The sequence below is a fragment of the Rhodococcus sp. HM1 genome, from assembly GCF_023218075.1.
In the GTDB taxonomy this organism is placed as follows: Bacteria; Actinomycetota; Actinomycetes; order Mycobacteriales; family Mycobacteriaceae; genus Rhodococcus.
In genome coordinates this window covers 1-20765 of sequence record NZ_JALPTB010000093.1, presented here as the reverse complement: position 1 = coordinate 20765, position 20765 = coordinate 1, and the positions used below count along the sequence as shown (strand labels likewise).

General features: G+C 70.0%; 19 protein-coding genes. All 19 read right to left on the bottom strand.

The window, feature by feature from the left end; all coding sequences use genetic code 11:
• Positions 1-384 precede the first annotated feature (384 nt).
• The gene (tyrS, locus tag M1M07_RS29330) at positions 385-1662 is read right to left on the bottom strand and encodes a tyrosine--tRNA ligase (RefSeq protein ID WP_197252495.1); all 1278 of its coding nucleotides are present in this window, start codon (positions 1660-1662) and stop codon (positions 385-387) included.
• A 7-nt stretch (positions 1663-1669) separates the two neighbouring features.
• Positions 1670-2374 carry a DNA-3-methyladenine glycosylase gene (locus M1M07_RS29325; protein WP_197252496.1) on the bottom strand — a complete coding sequence of 235 codons (705 nt, stop codon included), beginning with the start codon at positions 2372-2374 and terminating at the stop codon, positions 1670-1672.
• Positions 2319-2540, bottom strand: coding sequence for a Trm112 family protein (locus M1M07_RS29320; RefSeq protein ID WP_197252497.1), 222 nt, complete (start codon positions 2538-2540; stop codon positions 2319-2321). The genes M1M07_RS29325 and M1M07_RS29320 overlap by 56 nt, the downstream gene beginning before the upstream one ends.
• Positions 2541-2580: 40 nt before the next feature.
• Positions 2581-5568, bottom strand: coding sequence for an acyl-CoA synthetase (locus M1M07_RS29315; protein WP_197252498.1), 2988 nt, complete (start codon positions 5566-5568; stop codon positions 2581-2583).
• A gap of 141 nt (positions 5569-5709) precedes the next feature.
• Positions 5710-7140: an argininosuccinate lyase gene (gene argH / locus M1M07_RS29310; protein ID WP_197252499.1), complete on the bottom strand. Its 1431-nt coding sequence runs from the start codon at positions 7138-7140 to the stop codon at positions 5710-5712.
• 3 nt (positions 7141-7143) lie between these two features.
• On the bottom strand, positions 7144-8343 hold the full coding sequence (locus M1M07_RS29305) for an argininosuccinate synthase (protein WP_197252500.1): 1200 nt from the start codon (positions 8341-8343) through the stop codon (positions 7144-7146).
• Between the two features lie 47 nt (positions 8344-8390).
• Positions 8391-8918, bottom strand: coding sequence for an arginine repressor (locus M1M07_RS29300; RefSeq protein ID WP_197252501.1), 528 nt, complete (start codon positions 8916-8918; stop codon positions 8391-8393).
• 2 nt (positions 8919-8920) lie between these two features.
• A complete protein-coding gene (argF, locus tag M1M07_RS29295) occupies positions 8921-9850 on the bottom strand; it encodes an ornithine carbamoyltransferase (protein WP_197252502.1) in 930 nt (309 codons plus the stop codon).
• Between the two features lie 3 nt (positions 9851-9853).
• Positions 9854-11044 (bottom strand): acetylornithine transaminase, encoded by a 1191-nt coding sequence (locus M1M07_RS29290; RefSeq protein WP_197252503.1) that lies wholly within the window; start codon positions 11042-11044, stop codon positions 9854-9856.
• Positions 11041-11946 (bottom strand): acetylglutamate kinase, encoded by a 906-nt coding sequence (gene argB, locus M1M07_RS29285; protein ID WP_248676414.1) that lies wholly within the window; start codon positions 11944-11946, stop codon positions 11041-11043. The genes M1M07_RS29290 and argB overlap by 4 nt, the downstream gene beginning before the upstream one ends.
• Before the next feature lie 26 nt (positions 11947-11972).
• Entirely contained in the window at positions 11973-13175 is a 1203-nt protein-coding gene (gene argJ, locus M1M07_RS29280) for a bifunctional glutamate N-acetyltransferase/amino-acid acetyltransferase ArgJ (protein WP_248676413.1), read from the bottom strand.
• A 62-nt stretch (positions 13176-13237) separates the two neighbouring features.
• Entirely contained in the window at positions 13238-14311 is a 1074-nt protein-coding gene (gene argC / locus M1M07_RS29275; RefSeq protein ID WP_197252504.1) for an N-acetyl-gamma-glutamyl-phosphate reductase, read from the bottom strand.
• A 154-nt stretch (positions 14312-14465) separates the two neighbouring features.
• On the bottom strand, positions 14466-14906 hold the full coding sequence (locus M1M07_RS29270) for a PspA/IM30 family protein (protein WP_248676412.1): 441 nt from the start codon (positions 14904-14906) through the stop codon (positions 14466-14468).
• A 137-nt stretch (positions 14907-15043) separates the two neighbouring features.
• The gene (gene pheT, locus M1M07_RS29265) at positions 15044-17527 is read right to left on the bottom strand and encodes a phenylalanine--tRNA ligase subunit beta (protein ID WP_248676411.1); all 2484 of its coding nucleotides are present in this window, start codon (positions 17525-17527) and stop codon (positions 15044-15046) included.
• A 58-nt stretch (positions 17528-17585) separates the two neighbouring features.
• Positions 17586-18656 (bottom strand): phenylalanine--tRNA ligase subunit alpha, encoded by a 1071-nt coding sequence (pheS, locus tag M1M07_RS29260; RefSeq protein ID WP_248676410.1) that lies wholly within the window; start codon positions 18654-18656, stop codon positions 17586-17588.
• A gap of 82 nt (positions 18657-18738) precedes the next feature.
• Positions 18739-19551, bottom strand: coding sequence for an RNA methyltransferase (locus M1M07_RS29255; protein ID WP_248676409.1), 813 nt, complete (start codon positions 19549-19551; stop codon positions 18739-18741).
• Between the two features lie 38 nt (positions 19552-19589).
• Positions 19590-19970: a 50S ribosomal protein L20 gene (gene rplT, locus M1M07_RS29250; RefSeq protein WP_006553977.1), complete on the bottom strand. Its 381-nt coding sequence runs from the start codon at positions 19968-19970 to the stop codon at positions 19590-19592.
• A gap of 62 nt (positions 19971-20032) precedes the next feature.
• Positions 20033-20227, bottom strand: a complete 195-nt coding sequence (gene rpmI / locus M1M07_RS29245) for a 50S ribosomal protein L35 (RefSeq protein WP_197251525.1) — start codon at positions 20225-20227, stop codon at positions 20033-20035.
• A 70-nt stretch (positions 20228-20297) separates the two neighbouring features.
• On the bottom strand, positions 20298-20765 hold a 468-nt coding region (gene infC / locus M1M07_RS29240), incomplete at its 5' end, for a translation initiation factor IF-3 (RefSeq protein ID WP_248676408.1).

Sequence of the window (20765 nt, the reverse complement as noted above, 5' to 3'; positions counted from 1 at the left end):
ACAGACGGAAGAATGTGATGTCCAGCAACAACCACCCACATAAATGTGAAGTGGTCGCACCAAAAAAATTTGGCACTGACATTCATCGGCACACTGTTGAGTTCTCAAAGAACACGCACACACCATCGCGTTCCGGACTGGCGTCCGACCCGCTCCGGGGCAACTGTTCTAACCTAGCAGGTCCATCTTACCGAGTCAAAATCACTTCGAACCGGTACGATCTTCTGCTTGGCTGTCCGATCATCGCGGGGCACTAAAGTTGCCCGTACCTTCCGGTCCGGGTCTGTGTCCCTCTCGCTCGAACGACGACTAAGTTACGCCTCCGCTAACGGGCCGTCAAATCCGCAGGTCAACGGCCCGTCAGCCCGTAACATGAGAGCGCTGTCAGCCCCGGACGAGGCGCACGCCGGCAAAGTTCCGCTTGCCGCGCCGGATGACGAGCCACTGCCCGTGCAGAACGTCCGATTCGCCGGGCGTCCAGTCCTCCGAAGCGATACGCGCGTTGTTGACGGAGGCGCCGCCTTCCTTCACCGTGCGCCGCGCCGCGCCCTTGCTCTCGCACAGTCCGGTCGTGACGAGCAGGTCGACGATCGTGGACGGCTCGCCCTTGTGGACTTCGGCGATCGATGCCTCGGCCAGCGCCGCCGCGAGCGTGCCCTCGTCGAGATCGGCAAGCTCTCCGCGACCGAACAGTGCGCGGCTCGCGAGCTCCACCGCGCGGGTGTTCGCCTCTCCGTGGACCAGCGTGGTCATTTCCGCTGCGAGCCGACGCTGGGCCTCACGGGCCTGCGGGCGTTCCGCGGTGGCGACCTCGAGCTCGGCGAGTTCTTCCTGGTCGAGGAACGTGAACCAGCGCAGGTACTTGATCACGTCGGCGTCACCGGCGTTCACGAAGTACTGATACCAGGCGTACGGCGTGGTCATCTCCGGGTCGAGCCACAGGCTGCCGCCGCCGGTGGACTTGCCGAACTTCTTGCCGTCCGCGGAGGTCACCAGCGGAACGGTGAGTGCGTGCACGGACTCACCGTCGACGCGGCGGTTGAGTTCGACGCCGGCGATGATGTTGCCCCACTGGTCGGAGCCGCCGACCTGCAGCGTGCAGCCGTACTTGCGGCGCAGCTCGACGAAGTCGTTGGCTTGCAGAAGCATGTAGCTGAACTCGGTGTACGAGATGCCGTCGCCTTCGAGACGGCGCTTGACGGTGTCGCGGGCGAGCATCACGTTGACGGAGAAGTGCTTGCCGATTCCGCGCAGGAAGTCGATCGCGCTGAGTTGCCCGGTCCAGTCCATGTTGTTGGCGACGATCGCGCCGGTCGGGGAATCGTCGAAGTCCACGAACCGCTCGAGCTGACTGCGAATGCGTTCGGCCCATTCGGCGACCGTGTCGACGGAGTTCATCGTCCGCTCCCCCACCTCGCGGGGATCGCCGATCATGCCGGTGGCCCCACCTGCGAGAACGATCGGCCGGTGGCCCGCGCGCTGGAAACGCTTGAGAGCGAGGAGAGGCACGAGGTGACCGGCGTGCAGACTCGGCCCGGTCGGATCGAAACCGGCATACAACGTGAGCGGACCTGCGTCGAGGTCCCGTCGCAGTGCGTCGATGTCGGTCGATTGGGCGATGAGCCCGCGCCAGGTGAGTTCGTCGAGAATGTGCTCAGTCACCGCTCGATCATCCCATCCGCGGATTCGCGGCCGGCGCCCGTGGGCTCCGCCGGTACGCCGAGACCCCGATCGCGCCGGGAATCCACAGCCGCCACGGCCGATCGGCTGCCTGCGTGATGCCGACCCGGGGACCGGTCTCCACGGGGTCCGGGACGGTGCCGGGGGCGAGGTCGAGACGCACTCGCGACGTCGCATCGAACACGTCGAGGCCGTTGTCGGCGAGTGTCAGACCGAGCGCTTCGGCGAGGTTGCCCGGTCCCCTCGCCAGGTTCGGCTCCGCGGTACCCGGGGTGCGGCGAGCGCGGACGGTCTCCTCTCCCGACACGACGTGCGCACCGCGCAGCAGTGCCGCGGCCGCGACCCCGTCGGGTCCGATCGAGATGTTCGCGCAGTGATGGATGCCGTAGCTGCGGTACACGTACAGATGACCCGCCGGTCCGAACATGACCGCGTTGCGGGCGGTGCGGCCGCGATACGAGTGCGCGGCCGGGTCCGGCCAGGGACCGTCCTCGGGCCCTCCGTACGCCTCGACCTCGGTGATGCGCAGTGCGACGTCGCCGACCCGGAGGATCGCGCCGAGCAGCAGGCGTGCGCCCGCGACGGGGTCCGCCGCGCTCAGCTGCGCCCTGCTGTACGTGCCGTCGCCGGTCAGCCGATCAGTCCTGCGTCCAGCCCGCGACCCCGCGCGCGACGTAGTCGTCGTGTTCGGCATCGGTCACCTCGCGCGCCTCGTCGACGAGAAGGACGGGAATGCCGTTCTCGATGGGGTAGGCGCGCCGCAACCGTGGGTTGTAGAGGACGACGTCGTCCACGAGGAGCAACGGCCCCTTGTCCTGCGGGCAGGCCAGGATGCTCAACAGCGTGGGGTCGACAGCCACCGTTGTCCTCTCGAAGTGCGATATGCGAACGGGACCAAGGCTACCGCGCAGCGGAACCCGAATCGACGACGCCCGTCGCCAGCCGCGCTGCCACCGCCTTGGTGAGCCGCTTGTACGTTCCGGTCTCGGGGTCGGCGTACCAGGAACGCACCGTCGGCCTCGGAACACCCTGTGCTCGCAGATCGTCCGCGATGGGCCTGAAGGACGGCCCGAGCGGGATGCGCGGCACCACGTGCACGATGTCGGGGCGTTCGGCGGCCGGCAGTGCATCGAGCGCCGCGGTGATCTCCACGGAGCTCGGCGCCTTGTTCTCGCGCAGCGTGCACGCGGCCACGGCGAGGTCGGTATCGCCGGCGCGCACCCCGTAGGCGACGACGAGATCGACCCGAGGGAGCGCGCCGAGCGCGTCGACGACGGGTTGCGCATAGACCGGGCCGCGCGGGGTGACGATGACGGTGCGCTTGTTGTCGAGCAGCCAGAAGTCGCCGTCCGCGTCGCGCCGGAACAGGTTCTCGGTGGGGACCCACGCATCGCCCGTCTCGAACACACCGCGCATCACGCTTGCGGAGATGTCCGTGGTCGAGCTGTAGCGGCCGAGCAGCAGTCCGACTTCGCCGGGCACGCTCTCCCGGACGAAACCTCGTTCGTCTTCGACGAATCGCCGGCCGACCGGGTCGTAGGCGGCCAGCCGGACCTCGGCGCTGCCGGGCAGCGGCCGGCCCTTCGACCCGACTTTCGCGCCGGACACGTTGGCCAGCACGATCGCGCCTTCGGTGGAGGCGTAGAACTCAAGCACCTGCGCGGGGGCGAACCGCTCCATGGTGCGCCGCCACAGGCCGGGGGTCATGCCGGAACCGATGAACAGGCGCACCGGGTGGATGTCGTCGATGTGCAGCGACGGGCTGTCGAGGATCTCCCGCAGCATCGCCCACGTGTAGGTGATGACGGTGACGCCGTAGCGGTGCACCTCGTCGCTGAACCGCGCCGGATCCAGTCCCCGGGACAGCGCGATGCGGCATCCACCGGCGAGTGCACCTCCGAAACTGACGAGCAGTCCCGACGAATGGTGCAGCGGCGCGAGGCAGTACACAGTGTCGCCGCGGCCGAGGGCCGCGGCGGTCGCGGTACCGAACGCCGACAGTGCCCACCGGTGGTTGGTGACCAGCTTCATCTCGAGCGAATCGCCGTGGCCGGTGAACAGGATGAAGGCGAGTTCGCGGGCCATGCCGGGGTCCGGCACGTACCACCCCGGCAGCTCCATCGTGGAGGTGTCGAGGCGTTCGAGATCGATGACGTCCGAGCCGGGTTCGACGTCGAGGTCGCGCACGTCGCCGCCGCCGAGCACGAGGACGGGCAGACCGGTCGCGACGGCGGTCCCGAGGTGCTCCGGGTCCGTGACGATCTTCTCGACGGCGCCCAGCCGGAGGGTCTCGTCGAGGTCGGAGCCGGGTGGCAGCAGCACCGACACCCCACCGATACGGGAGACCGCCGTGACCGCGGCCATGGCGCTCGGGCGCGTGTCCATGAGGACACCGACACGCATCCCGGGGCGCACGCCGCCGTGGATGAGTCCCCGCACGACGTTGTCTATGCGGCGGTTGACCGCGGCGAAGGTGTAGACGCGATCCTCGAAGATGAAGCATTCACGGTCGGCGGCCTTGCGGCCCTGCTCGGCGAGGAGGCTGCCGACGGAGATCCGCGTGTGCGGCTGGATCTGCCCGAGCCGCGCGAGCCGCGGCAGCGCCCGCGCGGCCTCACCGGACAGTTCGCGGGCGCCGCGGACGGTACCGGCGGCGATCTCGGCGAGACCCTTGCCCACTTCCACACCGACCTCGGCGATGGTGGCGGCGGTGTGGGTCAGCCGGCTGGTGACGGACACGCCGGTCTCGCCCTCGGCGTGCGGTTCGGGCACGGCCATCGGGACGATGCCGACGGGCCGGTCCCCCTGCTGCTCGCGCCACAGCACCCATTCCCCGACCGTGGGCCACGTGTGCTGCGCCGCGGAGGTGCCGACGACGAGTCCGAAATGACCTGCGCGCAAACAGTATTCGAACACCTGCGCACGAGGGGCCGCTTTGCGGATGCCGCGCACGGCGAGGGGCTGCCCGATATCGTCGACCTCACCGACGAACGCGAGGATCGGGCACGTGATGTCCGCGAGGGTCACCGCCCGGTCGTTGATGACGAATCCGCCGCTGACCATCCGGTTGTGCGCGATGAACTGACGCAGCAGATCCGCGACCGCGGGACCCGACCACGCGACCCAGCCCTCGGTGTCGAGGAATCGGCGCTGCGGTTCCCTCGGCAGCAACGCTTCCCGGTCGTGCAACTGCATGACGAACTCGAGCCGCGCCCGCACCGTCTTGATCGGGTCGAGGAACTGGAAGCCGGTGCGGGCCATCCACCCGGTGATCGCCATCCGGTTGAAGACGTGGTCGGCGAGAAAATCCGCGCTGCGGACCGCGATGGCATCCGGGATACCGAACGGCAACGCCGCCAGGGTGTCGACGGGACTACCGAACGTGATCAGACTGGCGATGTTGCGGCTGCGCCGGTATGCCGCGGCCTGATAGCAGAACATGCCGCCCTGCGAGTATCCGCCGAGATGGATGTCGCGGCCCGTGTAGTCGTGAACCCGGTCGACGATCTCGTCGAGGGCGACGATGTGGTCGGTGAGGGTGCGGCTCCAGCCGCCCTCCTCCTGGTCCGGGGACCCGAAGTCGACGACCCACGGATCGAGACCGACGGCGTGCAGCATTCCGACCGCGCCCTTCTCGCGGGTCACGTCGTACACATCGGCCGACATCATCATCGGCGGAACGAGGACAACGGGGATCCCGGTCGAGGCGGTATCGGTCTCGGGAAAGTAGCGGCGCAGACGGTACATCGGAGTCCGGGCGACGACCTGGTACGGCGACGGCGCCGCCCCGGTCTCGAGCCCCCCGAACCGAATCACCTCGAGGCCGTTCTGCGCCGTCGCCACGACGCGACGCAACGGCCCCATCACCGATTCACTCCCCAGTCCCACGAACCGCACCCCATCCGCCGCGTGTACCGCAATCCGACATGTCAGAACCCCAGCCTGCCACACGCCGGGTATGCCACAGGCCGGTTCGAAACGCCGTGTGGGTCACACCCGGCGTCGGTCGAACCGGCCTGTTCGGATCGGTCAGGCGCGGACCTGCTCCCGCAGCTCACGCGCGGTCGCGCGGACCCCCGCGAGCTGCTCGGCGACGCGCTCTCCGGCCGTGCCACCACGCGCGTTGCGGGACGCGATGGACCCTTCCACGGTGAGGACCTCGCGCACCTGCGGGGTGAGGGCGGGATCGACCGCGGCGAGTTCCTCGTCGGTGAGGTCCTCGAGTCCCACGCCCCGGCCTTCGGCGACCTTGACGCACGCGCCGGCCGCTTCGTGCGCGACCCGGAACGGCACGCCCTGACGCACCATCCACTCGGCGATGTCCGTCGCGAGGGTGAACCCGGCGGGCGCGAGCTCGGCCATCCGGTCCGTGTGGAACGTCAGCGTTTCGACCAGGCCGGTGATCGCCGGGAGCAACAGCTCGAGCTGCGCCACCGAATCGAACACCGGTTCCTTGTCCTCCTGCAGGTCGCGGTTGTACGCGAGCGGCTGCGCCTTGAGGGTCGCGAGCAGGCCGGTGAGGTTGCCGATGAGACGACCCGCCTTGCCGCGGGTGAGCTCGGACACGTCCGGGTTCTTCTTCTGCGGCATGATCGACGATCCGGTGGACCACTCGTCGGCGAGGGTGATGTACCCGAACTCGGGAGTGCTCCACAGGATCACCTCCTCCGCCATGCGCGACAGGTCGACCGCGATCATCGCGAACACGAACGCGGCCTCGGCTGCGAAGTCGCGCGAGCTGGTCGCGTCGATCGAGTTGTCCGCGGCCGAGTCGAAGTTCAGCTCGGCGGCGATCGCATCGGGGTCGAGCCCGAGCGAGGACCCGGCGAGCGCACCGGATCCGTACGGGGACACGGCGGCACGCTTGTCGAAGTCACGCAGCCGCTGCACGTCGCGCAGCAGCGGGTGCGCGTGCGCGAGCAGGTGGTGCGCGAGCAGGACCGGTTGCGCGGCCTGCAGGTGCGTCTTGCCCGGCATGACCGCCTGCGGGTGCGCGGCAGCCTGGTTCGCGATGGCCTCGACGACGTTCAGCACCCCGTCGGAGATGCGCCGCGCGGCGTCGCGCAGCCACATCCGGAACAGCGTGGCCACCTGGTCGTTGCGGGACCGGCCCGCGCGCAGGCGTCCGCCGACCTCCGGTCCGACCCGGTCGATGAGGCCGCGTTCGAGGGCGCCGTGGACGTCCTCGTCGGACTCGGCGGGAACGAACGCCCCGGACGCGACGTCGGCGGCGAGCCGGTCGAGGCCGTCGAGCATGGTGGCGAGGTCGTCGTCGCTGAGCAGCCCGGCCCGGTGCAGGACCTTCGCGTGCGCCTGGGAGGCGCGCACGTCGTACGGGGCGAGCGCCCAGTCGAAGTGCGTGGACTTGCTCAGTGCCGCCATGGCGGCGGCCGGTCCGGATGCGAACCGGCCGCCCCACAGGGCGCCTTCGTTGGTGCCGTGAGAGTCCTGGCTGGTCATGATCTACAGGCCCAGATCGCGCTTCGCGGCGACCTTCGACGACAGGCCGTGGATCTGCACGAAGCCCTTGGCGTTGGACTGGTCGAAGCTGTCGCCCTCGTCGTAGGTGGCGAGGTTGAAGTCGTACAGCGACTCGGGGCTGCGGCGGCCGTTGACGGTGATGTGTCCGCCGTGCATCACCATGCGGATGTCGCCGGTGACGCGTTCCTGCGTGTGCTTGATGAAGGCGTCGAGAGCGGTCTTGAGCGGCGAGTACCACAGGCCGTCGTACACCAGCTCGCTCCAGCGCTCCTCGACGCGCCGCTTGTAGCGGCCGAGTTCACGCTCGAGGGTGACGTGCTCGAGTTCCTGGTGCGCGGTGATCAGGGCGATGGCGCCGGGCGCCTCGTAGATCTCGCGGCTCTTGATGCCGACGAGGCGGTCCTCGACCATGTCGAGGCGGCCCACGCCCTGCGCGCCGGCGCGCTTGTTGAGCTGCTGGATGGCCTCGAGGACGGTGACGTGCTTGCCGTCGATCGCGACTGGGCGGCCGGCCTCGAAGGTGACGATCAGCTCGTCGGGGGCCTGCCAGTTGAGGGTGGGGTCCTCGGTGTAGTCGTAGACGTCCTTGGTGGGGGCGTTCCACAGGTCCTCGAGGAAGCCGGTCTCGACGGCGCGGCCCCACACGTTCTGATCGATGGAGAACGGCGACTTCTTGGTCACGTTGATCGGCAGGTTGTGCTCGCCGGCGAACGCGATGGCCTTCTCGCGGGTCCACGCGTAGTCGCGCACCGGGGCGATGACCTGCAGGTCGGGAGCGAGGGCGCCGAAGCCGACCTCGAAGCGCACCTGGTCGTTACCCTTGCCGGTGCAGCCGTGCGAGACGATGGTGCCGCCGTGCTCGCGGGCGGCCTGCACGATGTGCTTGACGATCAGCGGACGGCTGATCGCGGACACCAGCGGGTAGCGGTCCATGTAGAGCGCGTTGGCCTGGATGGTGGGCAGGCAGTACTCGTTGGCGAATTCGTCCTTGGCGTCGACGACGATGGATTCGACGGCACCGCAGTCGAGGGCGCGCTGACGCACGACCTCCATGTCCTCGCCGCCCTGGCCGAGATCGATGGCGACGGCGACGACCTCCTTGCCGGTCTCCTTGCCGATCCAGCTGATGGCAACGGAGGTGTCCAGCCCGCCCGAGTAGGCGAGTACGACGCGATCGGCCATTGTTCTTGCGCTCCTTCTTGATTCGACTGACGTCTATGGGTGGTAGTTCACGCGAGTGATTCGATTTTGGCGGCCAGTTCAGCCCCCGTCGTCGGCTCCCGGGCGATCACCGCGATGGTGTCGTCCCCGGCGATCGTGCCGACGACCTCAGGTAATGATGCCCGATCGAGTGCACTGGCCAGATAGTGCGCTGCCCCGGGCGGTGTGCGCAGCACCGCGATGTTGCCGCTGTGGTCGGTGGAGACGAGCAATTCCCCCAGGAGACGGGACAATCGGTCGGTGCCTCCGGACACCCCGCGCACGGGGCTGCCGTCCTCGGGCACGACGTACACCCCGGCTCCCCCGTCGGCGGCGCGGAGCTTGACCGCGCCGAGTTCCTCGAGGTCGCGCGACAGGGTCGCGGTGGACACCTCGATGCCTTCGGCGGCGAGCAGCGCGGCCAGTTCGGTGTGGCTGCGCACCTCGCGGGTCGAAACGAGCGCGGTGATCCGCGCCTGCCGCGCCGCGCGCGTCGGGGCCGAGGATGCGGCGGGGCGGTCCGTCGTTCCCTCGGGTCGGCTCGCGGCGGTGCTCACGGTCAGTGCTCCCGCTGCTCGAGCAACCACACGAGCAGCGCCTTCTGGGCGTGCAGCCGGTTCTCGGCTTCGTCCCACACGACCGCACGGGGTCCGTCGAGGACATCGGCGGTGATCTCCCGTCCGCGGTAGGCGGGCAGGCAGTGCAGCACGATGGAGTCGGGTTTCGACAGGGCCAGGAGTTCGGCGTCGACCTGGAACGGCCGGAACACCGAGTCGCGGTCGAGGCCGTCGTCCTCCTGTCCCATCGACACCCAGGTGTCGGTGACGAGCACGTCGGCGTCGGTTGCGGCGGCCTGCGGGTCGTCGGTGAGGGTGACGCTGCCGCCGGTCTCCTCGGCGCGGACACAGCTGGCGGCCACGATGCCCGGGTCGGGGACGAATTCGGCCGGGGACGCGATCGTGACGTGCATGCCGGCGGTGACGCCGCCGAGCATCAGCGAGTGCGCCATGTTGTTGGCGCCGTCGCCGAAGTAGGCCAGGGAGAGGCCCGCGGTGCTGCCCTTGTGTTCGCGGATGGTCTGCAGGTCGGCGAGCACCTGGCACGGGTGGAACGTGTCGGTGAGCGCGTTGACCACCGGGACGGTGGAGTGCGCGGCGAGGGCCTCGATGCGGTCCTGACCGTAGGTGCGCCACACGACGGCCTCGGTGTACCGGGAGAAGACGCGCGCGGTGTCCTCGAGGGTTTCGCCCTTGCCCAGCTGGGTCGTGCCGGCGTCGACGACGATCGCGTGACCGCCGAGTTGGGCGATGCCGGCGTCGAACGAGAAGCGGGTGCGGGTGGACGTCTTGTCGAACAGCACCGCGACGCTGTAGGGCCCCTCGAGGGGGCGGCGCGACAGGGGCGCCTTCTTGAGCTCGGCTGCGAGGTCGAGGATCTGTGCCTGTTCGGCGGGGGTGACGTCGTCGTCGCGCAGGAAGTGCCTGACCATGGGTTAGCTCGTCCCTTCCGTCTGGGCCGTGTCGAGGATCGCGGGCAGTGCGGCGACGAACCCGTCGGCCTGGTCCTCGGTGAGGATCAGCGGCGGGGCGAGCCGGATGACGTCGGGTGCCGCGGCGTTGACGAGGTATCCGGCGTCGCGCGCGGCCGCCTCGACCGCGGCCGACTTCGGGGCGGTGAGGACGACGCCGAGCAGCAGACCGGAGCCGCGGACGTGGTCGACGAGCGGGTGTCCGAGTTCCTCGATGCCGGTGGCGAGGTGCTTGCCGACGGAGTTGACGTGGTCGAGGAGATTCTGCTCGTCGATGGTGCGCAGCACCGCGAGCGCGGCGGCCGCGCACACGGGGTTTCCGCCGAAGGTGGTGCCGTGCTTCCCGGGCTGGAACAGCTCGGCGGCGGGGCCGGTCGCGACGACGGCGCCGATGGGCAGGCCGCCGCCGAGTCCCTTGGCGAGGGTCATCACGTCCGGGACGACCCCGGCTGCCTGGTGCGCGAAGAACGTGCCGGTGCGGGCGATGCCGGTCTGCACCTCGTCGAGGACGAGCAGCGCGCCCTTCTCGGTGGTGATGCGCCGGGCCGCGGCGAGGTAACCCTCGGGCGGGACCACGACACCGGACTCGCCCATGATCGGTTCGAGGAACACGGCGGCGGTGTTCTCGTCGACGGCGGCTTCGAGGGCGGCGATGTCGCCGTAGGGGACGAATTCGACGCCGGCGGGCATGGGTTCGAAGGGTGCGCGCTTGTCGGGCTGGCCGGTGAGGGCGAGCGCGCCCATGGTGCGGCCGTGGAACGCCTTCTCCGCGGCGATGATCTTGAGGCGGCCGGTGAGCCGGGCGATCTTGAAGGCTGCCTCGTTGGCTTCGGTGCCGGAGTTGCAGAAGAACACCCGGCCCTCGTGCCCGAAGTGCGCGAGCAGCCGTTCGGCGAGCTCGAGCACCGGCGGCGAGGCGTACAGGTTCGACACGTGCCCGAGCTGGTTCAGCTGTGCGGTGACGGCCTCGATGATCGCCGGGTGGCGGTGGCCGAGGCTGTTGACGGCGATGCCGCCGAGCAGGTCGAGGTACTGCTTGCCGTCGGCGTCGGTGACGATCGCGCCGTCACCGGCGACGAGCGCGACCTTCGGCACGCCGTAGTTGTGCATGAGCGAATGCGCCCAGCGTTCCTGCAGATCGGACGTGCCGGTCATGCTGTGCCTTCCTGGGTGGGGGTCACCATGGTGCCGATGCCCTCTTCGGTGAACAGTTCGAGCAGAACGGAGTGCGGCTGGCGGCCGTCGATGACGTGAGCGGTGGGGACCCCGCCCTGCACGGCGCGCAGGCAGGCTTCCATCTTGGGGACCATGCCCGCGTCGAGGGACGGCAGCAGTTCGGTGAGCGCGGCGGCGTCGATCTGCGACGCCAGCGAGCTGCGGTCGGGCCAGTTCGTGTAGAGCCCTTCGACGTCGGTGAGGACGACGAGTTTCTCGGCGCCGAGCGCTTCGGCGAGCGCGGCCGCGGCGGTGTCGGCGTTGATGTTGTGCACGACCCCGTCGGCATCCGGCGCGATCGTGGAGACGACGGGGATGCGGCCGGCGGCGATGAGGTCGAGGACGGCGGCCGGGTCGACGGTGGTGACGTCTCCGACGAGCCCGATGTCGGTGTCCTCACCGTCGACGACGACGGTGCGTCGGGTGGCGGTGAACAGCCGGGCGTCCTCACCGGAGATGCCGACGGCGTACGGGCCGTGGCTGTTGATCAGCCCGACCAGTTCGCGGCCGACCTGGCCGAAGAGCACCATCCGTACGACGTCCATGACTTCGGGTGTGGTGACCCGGAAGCCGCCGCGGAACTCCCCTTCCATGCCGAGGCGCTTCAGCATGGCGTTGATCTGGGGGCCGCCGCCGTGCACGACCACGGGGTGGATGCCGACGGTGCGCAGGAAGGCCATGTCGGCGGCGAACGCCGACTTGAGGTCGTCGTCGATCATGGCGTTGCCGCCGTACTTGACGACGACGATCTTGTCGCGGAACTTCTGCAGCCAGGGCAGTGCCTCGGCGAGCACGAATGCCTTCTGGTGCGAGGTGAGGCTCGCGATGAGGTCGTCGAGCATGTCGTCTCCCGTCACATTCTGTGCCGTCACGACGAGTACGCCGAGTTCTCTTCGACGTACGCGTGCGAGAGGTCGGTGGTGCGGATGGACACTTCGGCGTCGCCGATGCCGAGGTCGATGTCGAGGGCGATGTCGATGCCGGACAGGTCGACCTCGCGGGCGCCGGGTGCCCCGACGCCGTCGATGCACACGGGACTGCCGTTGAAGGTCACCGAGATCTTGTCCGGGTCGAGTTCGATGGGGGCGATGCCGATGGCGGCGAGGACGCGGCCCCAGTTGGGGTCGGAGCCGAACAGCGCGGTCTTGACCAGGCTGTCGCGGGCGACGGTGCGGGCGCCGATGAGGGCGTCGGATTCGCTGGCGGCGCCGCGGACGGTGACGGTGACCCGCTTGGTGACGCCCTCGGCGTCGGCCATCATCTGGTCGGCGAGGCTGTCGCACACGGCGAGGACCGCGGCGTTGAGGTCTTCCTGGGCGGGGGCGATGCCGCTGGCACCGGACGCGAGCAGCAGCACGGTGTCGTTGGTGGAGGTGGCGCCGTCGATGTCGAGCCGGTCGAAGGTCCGCCGGGTGGCGTTGCGCAGTGCCTCGTCGAGCTGGGCGGAGGTGGCGACCGCGTCGGTGGTGAGCACGACCAGCATGGTGGCGAGCGCGGGGGCGAGCATGCCGGCGCCCTTGCCCATGCCGCCGACGTTCCACTTGTCGGCGTGGTGCAGCGCGGCCTGCTTGGGGACGGTGTCGGTGGTCATGATCGCGTAGGCGGCGTCGGTGCCGCCGGAGATGCCGCCGCCGAGTTCGTGGACGATCTCCTGCACGCCGGCGAGGACCTTGTCCATGGGCAGCCGGTCGCCGATCAGGCCAGTGGAGCACACCGCGATCTCGCCGGCACCGGTTTCGGTGCCCCAGTTGCTCAGCGCGTCGGCGAGGGCCTCGGCGGTGGCGTGGGTGTCCTGGAAACCGCCGGGACCGGTGCAGGCGTTGGCGCCGCCGGAGTTGAGGATGACCGCGCGCAGCGCGCCGGAGGTGAGGACCTGCCTGGACCACAGCACGGGGGCGGCCTTGACCTTGTTGGTGGTGAAGACGCCGGCGGCGGCCAGGTCGGGGCCCTCGTTGAAGACGAGCGCGAGGTCGGGGTTGCCGCTGGCCTTGATGCCGGCACGGATCCCGGCGGCCCGGAAACCGGCGGGACTGGTCACGCCCTGGGTGCGGATGAGCCGTCCTCCGGCGATGTCGACGGCGTCGGCGTAGACGTGCTCCGCGTGCGTGTCGTCGGCGGGCGGGGTCCGGTCGGTCACGGGGCCACTCCTACGGTGGACAGGCCGGCGGTCTCGGGCAGGCCGAGCGCCAGGTTCATGGACTGCACCGCGGCGCCGGCGGTGCCCTTGGTCAGGTTGTCGAGCGCGGCGACGACGATCAGCAGGCCGGCGTCGGCGTCGACGGTGACGGCGAGCTGCACGGCGTTGGACCCGACCACCGAGCCGGTGGCCGGCAGGACGCCCTCGGGGAGCAGCTGCACGAACGGCTCGTCGCCGTAGGCCTTCTCGTACACGGCACGGGCCTCGGCGGCGGTCGCGGTGGTCGGTGCGGTGCAGGTGGCGAGGATGCCGCGCGGCATGGGCGCGAGGACGGGGGTGAAGGAGACGGAGACCTCGGTGCCGGCGAGGGCGGAGAGGTTCTGCTTGATCTCCGGGGTGTGCCGGTGGACGCCGCCGACGCCGTAGGCGCGGACCGAGCCCATCACCTCGGAGCCGAGCAGGTCGACCTTCGGGGACTTGCCGGCGCCGGAGGTGCCGGAGACCGCGACGATCTGCACCTTCGGTTCGACGATGCCGGCGGCGACCGCCGGGGCCAGCGCGAGCGAGGCGGACGTCGGGTAGCAGCCGGGCACCGCGATGCGGGTGGCGCCGACGAGCTGCTCGCGTTTGCCGGGGAGTTCGGGCATGCCGTAGGGCCAGGTGCCGGCGTGTTCGCCGCCGTACCAGCGTGCCCAGTCGTCGCTGGATTCGAGCCGGAAGTCGGCGCCGCAGTCGATGACGACGGTGGTGTCCGGGAGCTGTTCGGCGATGACCGCCGAGTGCCCGTGGGGTAGGCCGAGGAAGACGACGTCGTGACCGGTGAGGGTGTCGAGGTCGGTGGCGCCGAGGACGCGGTCGGCGAGGGGCAGCAGGTGCGGGTGGAACTCGCGGAGGGTCGCGCCGGCGTTGCCGCCGGCGGTCAGTGCGCCGATGACGAGGGAGCCGTCCTGGTAGGCGGGGTGCCCGAGGAGCAGGCGGAGGACTTCGCCGCCCGCGTAGCCGCTGGCGCCCGCCACCGCGACCCGAATCGGCGACTGCGGCGTCGCCGTGAATGCCGGTGAGTTACCCATACGATTCATTATGCACGGCGATGCAAATTTATTCACTCACGGGTCGCCGGAACCGCCGACCCCCACCCGAGCGAATGTATCGCCCGTCTCCTTCAACCGAATGAACGGTACATTCGCTCGGACACCGGATGGGCGGCGGGCAGCCGGCGGTGGATCAGGAGCTCATCGAACGCCGGATCTCGGCGAGCTTGTCCGCGGCCGCCTTCTTCCTGTCCTCGAACTCCTCCTCGAGCGTGCGCGCGGGTTCGGTCTCCCGGGCCAGTTCCTCCGCACCCATCGCGGTGCCGAGACGCTTCTCGATCTTGTCGCGGACCGCCTCGAAGGTCGGCACCCCCGCCTCGGTGTAGCCGGTGATCTCCTCGATCGACGGCGACGGTGCGCGCACCACCCCTTCGGCGGGTGTCACGTCGGGCACCGACGGGGACGGTTCGACCTCCGGTTCGGGGTCGGCGGGCGTCACGTCCGGGATGTCCGGGCCCGGCGGCACGTCGGGCACGGTCGGCGAATTCGGTTCGGCCGGAGTCACATCCGGAACCGGGTGGTCGGGCCGCTCGGGTTCGGGAGCACGGTCGGGGTCGCGCGGGTCCGTGGTCATGGTTCCAGGCTACGTCGCCGGTCGGGGCGCTGTCCCCCATCGCCGCCGACGCAGCGGCCGCGCCGAAATCCTGTCGATTCCCGGGATCGAGGTGGGCACGCACACCCCCGACGGCTACATACGTGCCCACCCGACCATCATCCGCGCAGTTGCGCCCCGACTGCAGCCGACGCGGAAGCCACCGCGGCGTCGCGGGCCGCGCTCGCCTCGTCCTCGGTGAGGGTGCGGTCCGGAGCGCGGAACCGCAGCGCGAACGCCAGCGACTTGCGGTCCTCCCCGACCTGGGCGCCTTCGAACACGTCGAACAGGCGCACGTCCTCGAGCAGATCGCCGCCCCCGGCGCGCAGCGCCGCCTCGACCGACGCCGCGGGCACGGCCTTGTCGACGACGACCGCGACATCCTGCAACACCGGCGGGAACGGCGACACGACGGGCGCCGGCAGCGACTCGACGATCGGCAGGGCATCGAGATTCAGCTCGAACGCGCAGGTGCGGGCCGGCAGACCGGCACGCTCGATCACCGCGGGATGCAGCTCACCGGCATGTCCGACGACCTCACCGTCGACGACCAGTTCGGCGCAGCGGCCCGGATGCCACGGCAGGTAGCGGGCGACGCGACGCTCGATCCGCACCCCGGCCGCCGCCGCGACCGTCTCGGCCGCCGCGAAGGCATCCACGGCGTCGGCGGCGCGACCGGAACCCCACGGACCGGCGGGCTCACGCAGCCCGCACAGCACACCGCCGATGTGCACCGGCTGCTTCGGCAGCGACCGCTCCAGCATGGCGATCTCCTCGTCGGTGGGCCGACGATCCACCGGCAGGACCGGGACCGGGCCGGTCTCGGCGCCAGGCAGCACGACCTGCGCGATCGAGAACAGCGACAGGTCCCGCTGGCCGCGGGCGACGTTGCGCGAGAGCACCTCGAGCAGACCCGGCAGCAGCGTCGTCGCGAGCTCGGGACGATCCGATTCGAGCGGGTTGAGCACCTTGGTGGTGTGGCGGCGCGGGTCGTCGGCGTCCAGACCCCACGTGTCGAACACGTGCGCGGGCAGGAACACCGGCGCCAGGACCTCGACGTACCCGTCGGACGCCAGGGCCCGGCCCACGGCGCGGCGGCGCTTCTGCGACGGGGTGAGACCGCGGCCCGCGGGGGCGGCGGGCAGCACCGACGGGATCTGCTCGAGACCCTCGAGGCGCAGCACCTCCTCGACCAGGTCGGCGGGCTGACGCAGGTCCGGGCGCCACGACGGCGGGGTCACGACGAGCTGGCCGTGCCCGTCCACCCCGACACCGACCTCGACGGCGCAACCGATCTGGGTGAGTCGCCGCGCGGCGGTGCCGTTCGGGTAGGTGACCCCGGCGACCCGGTCCGGAAGGTCGATGTCCATGCGGATCGTGACCGGCTCGACCGGGACCGACACGTCGGTCAGGAGCGGTTCGACCCGGCCACCGGCGATCTCCACCAGCAGCGACGCCGCCCGGTCCAGGGCGGGCAGTGCCACCTCGGGGTCGACGTTGCGTTCGAAGCGCTTACCGGCCTCGCTGGACAGCTTGTGCCGACGATTGCCGCGGAACACCGCCAGCGGATCCCAGGTGGCCGCCTCGAGCAGCACGTCGGTGGTGGTGTCGCCGACCTCGGTGGTGGCGCCGCCCATGATGCCCGCCAGCGAGATGACACCGGAGTCGTCGGTGATGACGACGTCCTCGGGATCGAGGACGCGCTCGACACCGTCGAGGGTGGTGAGCTTCTCGCCCGCGCGGGCCCGGCGGATGACGAGCTCACCCTGCAGGGTCGCCGCGTCGAACGCGTGCAGCGGCTGACCGAGCTCGAGCATCACGTAGTTGGTGACGTCGACCGCGGGGCTGATCGGGCGCACCCCGGCGGTGAGCAGACGACGCTGCAGCCACCACGGCGACACCGCGTCGGGATCGATGCCGGTGACCTTCCGTGCCGCGAACCGGGTGGCGCCGGACTCGGGTTCGAGCCGGATCGGGTAGGCCTCGCCGTCGGCCGGGTTCGGGGTGACCTGCGCCGGGTCGGAGAACTCGAGGTCGAACCCGCACGCGAGTTCGCGGGTCAGGCCGCGCACCGAGAAGCAGTAGCCGCGGTCCGGGGTGATGTTCAATTCGATGACCGTGTCGCCGAGGCCGAGCAGGTCGTTGGCGTCTGTGCCGGGCTCCGCGCTGCCCTCCTCGAGCACGAGGATGCCGGAGTGGTCCTTGCCGATCCCGAGTTCGGCGATCGAGCAGATCATGCCGTCGGACACCTGCCCGTAGGTCTTGCGGGTCGCGATGACGAAGTCGCCGGGCAGGACCGCGCCGGGCAGCGCGACCACGACGAGGTCGCCCTCGGTGAAGTTGCGGGCGCCGCACACGATGCCGCGCGGCTCGGCTTCACCGACGTCGACCCGGCAGAACCGGATGGGCTTCTTGAATTCGGTGAGCTCCGTGATCTCGACGACCCGGCCGACGACGAGGTTGTCGATGCGGTCGAGGGTGTCGACCTCCTCGACCTCGAGACCGACCCGGACGAATCCCGCGTCGAGCTCCTCGGCGGTGACGTTCCATTCCGGGGTGGAACGCTGCAGGATCTCGGTCAGCCAGGACTGCGCTACTCGCACGTGAGTTCAGCTTTCTCGTTCGTTCGATTCTCGGGGGTGGTCGGGTTTGGGGCGGGCGTCAGCCCTGCACGCCGAACGGCAGCGTGAACCGCACGTCGCCTTCGACGATGTCGCGCATGTCGGAGATGCCGTTGCGGAACTGCAGGGTGCGCTCGAGTCCCATGCCGAACGCGAATCCGCTGTAGACGTCGGGGTCGATGCCGCAGGCGCGCAGCACGTTGGGGTTGACCATGCCGCAGCCGCCCCACTCGACCCAGCCGGCGCCGCCCTTCTTGTTCGGGAACCACACGTCGACCTCGGCCGACGGCTCGGTGAACGGGAAGTAGTTCGGCCGCATGCGGGTGCGGGTGTCGGGACCGAACAGCGCGCGGGCGAACGCGTCGAGGGTGCCGCGCAGGTGCGCCATCGTCAGGCCCTTGTCGACCGCGAGGCCTTCGATCTGCGAGAACACCGGGGTGTGGGTGGCGTCGAGCTCGTCGGTGCGGAAGGTGCGCCCCGGGCACACCACGTAGATGGGGATCTCGCGGGACAGCATGGTCCGCACCTGCACCGGGGAGGTGTGGGTGCGCAGCACCTGCCGCGAATCCTCGGGGGCGATGTGGAAGGTGTCCTGCATGGTCCGCGCCGGGTGGTCCGGCAGGAAGTTCAGGGCGTCGAAGTTGAAGTGCTCGGTCTCGACCTCCGGGCCCTCGGCCACCTCCCAGCCCATCGCGACGAACACGTCGGAGACCTGCTCGGAGATGATCGTGATCGGGTGGCGGGCGCCGACGGCGCGGCGATTCGCCGGCAGGGTCACGTCGATCGCCTCGGCGACGAGGACCGCGGCGTCACGTTCCGCCTGCAGCTGCGCCTTGCGCTCGTCGAACGCGGCCTGCACGGCGGTGCGGTGCGCGTTGACCCGCTTGCCCGCGTCGGCGCGTTCGTTGCCGGGCAGCGATCCGAGCGCCCGCTTCGCGAGCGAGATGGGCGCCTTGTCGCCGAGGTGCTCGATCTTCGCCTGGGCGAGCGCGTCGAGGTCGGTGGCGGCGGCGAACGCTTCCTGCGCGGCCTTCTCGGCGGCGGCGAGCGCTTCCTCGGCCAGCGCGCTGGGGTCCACTGCCGGCGGCGTGCCGCCCTCATTCTTGGCCACGACCGGTGCAACTCCTTCTTCCGGCGAACGTTTTCTGTCGGGTGCCGCCGGAACCGGATCCCGGCAGCACAACACACAAATCCTAGGTGATGGGTCCGTGCACGCGATGCTGCACCCGCGCGCTGGCATACAGGCAGATGGCGGCGGCGGTCGCCAGGTTCAGCGATTCGGCGCGGCCCCGGATGGGGATCCGCACCCGATGATCGGCGCGGGCGGCGATCTGCGGGTCCAATCCGTGGGCCTCGTTACCGAACAGCCAGGCGGTGGGCGCGGCGAGCAGCTCGTCGGCGTCGTCGAGATTCACTTCGCCGTCCGCGGCGGTGGCGAGCACCTGCAGACCGGCGTCGGCGAGCGCACCGAGCACGCGGTCGGTGTCGCGCTCCCGGGCGACCGGCAGGTGGAACACGCTGCCCGCGGAGGAACGCACACACTTGCCGTTGTGCGGGTCGACGCTGTCGCCGGCGAGGATCACGCCGTCGGCGCCGACGGCGTCGGCGACCCGGATGACGGTGCCCGCGTTGCCGGGCTCCCCCACCGCGACGGGCACCGCGAGGAGCCGGGCCTGCGCGGACAGCGCCCAGTCGAGGGGCACGTCGAGCAGGTCGCACACGGCGACTACGCCGGGCGGGGTGACGGTGTCCGACAGTCGCTCGGCGGCGCGGTCGGTGACGAGCGAGACACGGACGCGGCGACGGTGCGCGGCGTCGAGCAGACCCGGATAGCGGTCGGCCGCGGCGGCGGTGACGAACACCTCGTGCACGGTCGCGGTTTCGAGCGCCTCGGCGACCGAGTTCTCCCCCTCGGCGAGGAAGCGGCCGGCCTTGCGGCGTTCGGCGGTACGCAGCAGTTTCACAGCAGAAACGACCCGTGGAGTGCGCTCGGTGAGCGGATCCACGGGTCGCTTCTGTGCTGTCGTGTCGTTCAGCGCTGCGCTCAGGCGGCCGGAGCGTTCACGTCGGCCGGCAGGGCGGCCTTGGCGACGGCGACCAGGCCCGCGAACGCCTCGGCGTCGGAGACGGCGAGCTCGGCGAGGATCTTGCGGTCGACCTCGACACCGGCGGCCTTGAGGCCCTGGATGAACCGGTTGTAGGTGATGTCGTTGGCGCGGGCAGCGGCGTTGATGCGGCTGATCCACAGCTTGCGGAAGTCACCCTTGCGCGCACGACGGTCGCGGTAGGCGTAGGTCAGCGAGTGAAGCTGCTGCTCCTTGGCCTTGCGGTACAGCCGCGAGCGCTGCCCGCGGTAGCCCTTGGAAGCCTCGAGAATCGAACGGCGCTTCTTCTGGGCGTTGACTGCCCTCTTCACGCGTGCCACTGATATGTCCTGTCAGTTTCGGGGGGCAGATTCTCGCCCCCGGGATGGTCGGTCGGGAAAGCTCAGATGTCGAGCAGGCGCTTGATGCGCGGCGCGTCGACGTCGGCGACGACGGCCTTGCCGTCGAGGCGACGGGTGACCCGCGAGGACTTGTGCTCGAGCAGGTGGCGGCGGCCGGCCTTCTGGCGCAGGATCTTCCCGCTGCCGGACACCTTGAATCGCTTCGCGGTGCCGCTGTGGGTCTTCGACTTGGGCATGGAGTCCTCAGTTCTTCCGGTTGTTCGGGTACGTCTAACTCACGCAGCACCGGCTGTGCTGCCCGAGCGGTCAGCTGGTCTGCGTGTCGCCCTGCTCGGTCGTCGGCTGCTCGGCGGCAGGCGCGGGAGCGGCCGGAGCGGACTTGGCGGTGTTGGCCTGGGCTGCTTCCTGGGCCTTCACGCGGGTCTTCGCGCCCTTGTGCGGGGCCAGCACCATGGTCATGTTGCGGCCGTCCTGCTTCGGAGCGGTCTCGATGAAGCCGAGATCGGCCACGTCGGCACCCAGACGCTGCAGCAACCGGAATCCGAGTTCCGGACGCGACTGCTCGCGGCCACGGAACATGATGGTGACCTTGACCTTCGACCCGGCCTCGAGGAAGCGAACGACGTTGCGCTTCTTGGTCTCGTAGTCGTGGTCGTCGATCTTCGGCCGGAGCTTCTGCTCCTTGATCACGGTCAGCTGCTGGTTCTTGCGCGATTCGCGCGCCTTCTGCGCGGCCTCGTACTTGAACTTGCCGTAGTCCATGATCTTGCACAC

Bases quoted from the DNA above. Each gene is read 5' to 3' on its own strand.
- M1M07_RS29270 (WP_248676412.1), bottom strand. From the start codon at position 14,906: ATGACCACGGACCCGCGCGACCCCGACCGTGCTCCCGAACCCGAGCGG.
- M1M07_RS29325 (WP_197252496.1), bottom strand. From the start codon at position 2,374: ATGCCGAACACGACGACTACGTCGCGCGCGGGGTCGCGGGCTGGACGC.
- argC (WP_197252504.1), bottom strand. From the start codon at position 14,311: ATGGGTAACTCACCGGCATTCACGGCGACGCCGCAGTCGCCGATTCGG.
- M1M07_RS29290 (WP_197252503.1), bottom strand. From the start codon at position 11,044: ATGACCGGCACGTCCGATCTGCAGGAACGCTGGGCGCATTCGCTCATG.
- argH (WP_197252499.1), bottom strand. From the start codon at position 7,140: ATGACCAGCCAGGACTCTCACGGCACCAACGAAGGCGCCCTGTGGGGC.
- M1M07_RS29305 (WP_197252500.1), bottom strand. From the start codon at position 8,343: ATGGCCGATCGCGTCGTACTCGCCTACTCGGGCGGGCTGGACACCTCC.
- rpmI (WP_197251525.1), bottom strand. From the start codon at position 20,227: ATGCCCAAGTCGAAGACCCACAGCGGCACCGCGAAGCGATTCAAGGTG.
- argB (WP_248676414.1), bottom strand. From the start codon at position 11,946: ATGCTCGACGACCTCATCGCGAGCCTCACCTCGCACCAGAAGGCATTC.
- argF (WP_197252502.1), bottom strand. From the start codon at position 9,850: ATGGTCAGGCACTTCCTGCGCGACGACGACGTCACCCCCGCCGAACAG.